Annotated in this window: 3 protein-coding genes; 2 read left to right on the top strand and 1 reads right to left on the bottom strand. The window is 71.9% G+C overall.

From position 1 onward, the window contains the following. Both AX685_RS05690 and AX685_RS05685 read left to right on the top strand, forming a co-directional pair. Window positions 1-438: glycosyltransferase (locus AX685_RS05690; RefSeq protein ID WP_156445693.1), on the top strand; the 438-nt coding region annotated here is incomplete at its 5' end. A gap of 5 nt (window positions 439-443) precedes the next feature. Continuing rightward, window positions 444-2,339, top strand: a complete 1,896-nt coding sequence (locus tag AX685_RS05685; protein ID WP_066486299.1) for a heparinase II/III domain-containing protein — start codon at window positions 444-446, stop codon at window positions 2,337-2,339. Here AX685_RS05685 and AX685_RS05680 read toward each other — a convergent pair. Further along, window positions 2,326-3,090 (bottom strand): acyltransferase, encoded by a 765-nt coding sequence (locus AX685_RS05680; protein WP_066486297.1) that lies wholly within the window; start codon window positions 3,088-3,090, stop codon window positions 2,326-2,328. The two genes, AX685_RS05685 and AX685_RS05680, sit on opposite strands and share 14 nt — an antisense overlap. Window positions 3,091-3,190 lie beyond the last annotated feature (100 nt).

Genomic DNA, 3,190 nt, shown 5'->3' with positions numbered 1-3,190 from the left:
AACGACGTGCGCGAACCGATCGAGGCGCTGGAGGCGCAGATCGCCGCCGCGACGCTTAGCGACGTCGTCTCGCTGGAGCCGTTCCGCGACGATCCGGAGGAAGTGTATCGCTGGGCCGACCTGTGCGTCGTCCCCTCGCGCCTGCCCGAACCGTTCGGGCGCGTCGCGATCGAGGCGATGGCGCACGGCCGCCCGGTGATCGCGGCGGCGCACGGCGGGCTGGTCGAGATCGTCGATGATGCTTCCGGCTGGCTGTTCCCGCCCAACGATGCCGACGCGCTGGCCGCGATCCTGGCCGGGGTGATCGCCGATCCGGCGTCGCTGTCCGCCCATGCGACGGGCGCGGCACAGCGGTTTGCCGGCCATTTTTCGTCCGAGACGATGAGCGAACGGCTGCGCGCGGTGTTGAGCGACTGGATTCCCGCGCTGAGAGGTTGACCACCATGAAACCGACGCTGCTGCTGATCGCGATCGCCCTGGTGACGGGCGTCGAGGACGAACCGGCACAGGCGGAGGCGCAGGCGACCGACATGGCCGCGCGGGCGGCGGCGGATGCCGCGCCCTATCTGTTCGGCCAGCCGCTACGCCGCGCGGTGGAGGATTGGGCGGCCGCACGCCAGCGCATCGCGACCGATCCGGCCGCGCAGCAATGGCTGCGCGGCGTGCGCGCCCGCACCGACAGCTGGATCGCGGGCTATGGCGACCGCCCGGACTGGGTCGCGGGCTGGGCGCACGACATGGTCGACACGCGCAGCGGGCTGCCGGTGGCGTGGCAATGGACCACCCCGGAGCCGCCGGCGGGCAGCAAGGCGCATGGCGCCTGGGTCTTCTATCGCCGCACCGCCAATATCCAGACGGTGCTGGATGCCGCGCGGCTGTTCCGGCTTACCGGGCAGGCGCGCTATCGCGACTGGGCCGCGCAGCAGCTCGATCTCTATGCCGCCAGCTATGCCCGCTGGCCGCTTCAGACCTTTTCCGGCCAGTCGCGGATGATGGGGCAGAGCCTGGACGAGGCGACCGCCTCCATCAGCCTTGCGGATGCCGCGCGGCTGATTGCCCCCACGGTCGATCCGGGGCGGGTCGCGCAGTGGAATACGGGGCTGTTCGCCCCGATGCTGGGCGATATCGTGACGTCGAACAAGGGCCGCAACAACATCGCGGTGTGGCAGGCGAGCGCGTCGGCGGTGCTGGCCGCGCACCTGGGGCGCGACGCCGATTATGCTGCCGCGATCGACGGCCCCAACGGCATCCGCGCGATGCTGGAGCGCGGCGTGACCCCCGACGGGCTGTGGTTCGAACCGAGCGCCGGCTATGCCGCCTATACGATCCAGGCGCTGGCCAGCCTGTTCACCTTCGCCTCGCTCAACGGCCGCGACGCGCCGCTGCGCGCGGCGATGGAAACGACGCAGCGGATGCTGATCTCGCGCGCGCTGATGCGCTTCGCCGACGGCACGCTGCCCGCCTATGGCGACACGACCTACGGGACGCAGGCGTTCCCGCCAGCGCTGATCGAAAGGACGCAGCGGACCATGCCGATCCGCGCCGGGGCGCTGCCGCTGTCCTGGGCGACGCTGCTCGATCCCGACATGCCGATGGCCCCACCCCCGGCGCAGACCGCCTCGCACGATTGGCCCTATTCGCAGGCCGCGATGCTGCGCGAAGGCGATTGGGAGGCGTTCTTCCTCTACGGCCAGCGCAGCACCAGCCATGCGCAGGGCGACGCGCTCGCCTATGAACTGCGCTATCGCGGCGTGCCGGTGACCAGCGACCAGGGCAGCGCGGCCTATGGCTCGGCGCTGTTCCTCGATTACCTGCGCCGCTCGGTCGCGCACGACGCGCCGATCGTCGACGGCCACGGACAGGCGGCGTTCAAGCCGGGGCAGTTGATCTCGTTCGCCGACGGACGGATCGCCGCACGGCATGACGGCTATCCCGGCGCCTCGGTGACGCGCAGCTTGTCGGTTGGCGGCGATGGCGCGGTCGACGAGACGAAGATCACCGCAACCGCGGGGACGTCGCACCGCCTGGGCGCTGTGTTCAACGCCGATTGTCCGGTGACACCCGGGGGCGCTCTCTCCCCCGGCGCGGCGCCCGCCGGCGACGGGTTTGGATGGTGGCGGCAGACGCAGGTATCGGGCGCTACCGCGCGCTGGTCGGCAACGCTGGCGTGCGGCGGCGGGGCGTCGTTCACGCTGACGCTGGCCGCTGACCGGCCCGGCCGCGTGTTCGTGTCGCAGGCACCCGACCGCGCCGGCCGCTACGGCCAGCGCACCGCCATCTATTTCGAGGCGGCGAACACCAGCGCGCTGACGCTGCGCACAACGATCACGCCGCGCTGACCGCGCCGTCCCCGCCGCCCGCCAGCAGGTCGGCGGGCACCGCATCGCCCGGCGCACGCGTGCCGATGATCCGCGCGGGCACGCCGCCGATGATCGAATAGGGCGGGATCGTGCCGCGCACCACCGCGCCCGCCGCGACGATACAGCCGCGCCCGACATGCGCGCCCGACAGGAACGTCGCCTTCACACCGACCCAGCAATCGTCCTCCACCACCACCGGCGCACGGCGCACGCCCTGCGCGATGATCGGGCGGTCCAGATCGTCGTGCAGGTGGTTTTCGGTGTGGAAGCTGACATACTGGCCCATGATGACGTCGCGGCCGATCGTCACCCCGCCGCCGCAGCCGATGAACGAATATTGGCCGATGCCGCTGTTCGGGCCGATCGTGCACCCCTCGCCCAGGTTGCGCATCACGCTGGTCGGCATGATGATCGAATGCGCGCCGATGCTGGTCCCCGCGCCGATCGTCACCCCGCCGCGCGACAGCCCCTGGATCAGTACCCCGTCGCCCAGCGTCGCGCCCTTGCCCAGCCGGATCATGCCGCGCGTCTTCAGCCGAACGTGCCGGCCGACGAAGGCGGGGATGCCCGATCCGCCACGCAGGAACGGGCGCACCAGCAACCCGCGCAGCGCGGCGGCGGCGCGTGCGGCGCTGAACGCGACGATCGCGGTCAGCGGCAGCGCCGGGTCGATGGTGAAGACGTCGCCCTTCACGCGGCGCCCCAGCGCGATCACCAGCGCGCGGATCATGCCGCCACCTGCGGCGCCACGTGCGTCAGCGCATCGGCCACCGCCTGGGCGCCGAAGATACGCTGGACCAGCGCCGCGCGGTCGGTGCCGCCGGCCGCGG

Source organism: Sphingomonas sp. CCH9-F2 (genome assembly GCF_001556735.1).
In the GTDB taxonomy this organism is placed as follows: domain Bacteria; phylum Pseudomonadota; class Alphaproteobacteria; order Sphingomonadales; family Sphingomonadaceae; genus Sphingomonas; species Sphingomonas ginsenosidimutans.
Note: the sequence above shows the minus strand (reverse complement) of the source record. Positions and strands in the feature narration are given on the sequence as shown.

Coding starts and splice junctions, on each gene's coding strand:
- AX685_RS05680 (WP_066486297.1), bottom strand. CDS start 3,090: ATGATCCGCGCGCTGGTGATCGCGCTGGGGCGCCGCGTGAAGGGCGAC.
- AX685_RS05685 (WP_066486299.1), top strand. CDS start 444: ATGAAACCGACGCTGCTGCTGATCGCGATCGCCCTGGTGACGGGCGTC.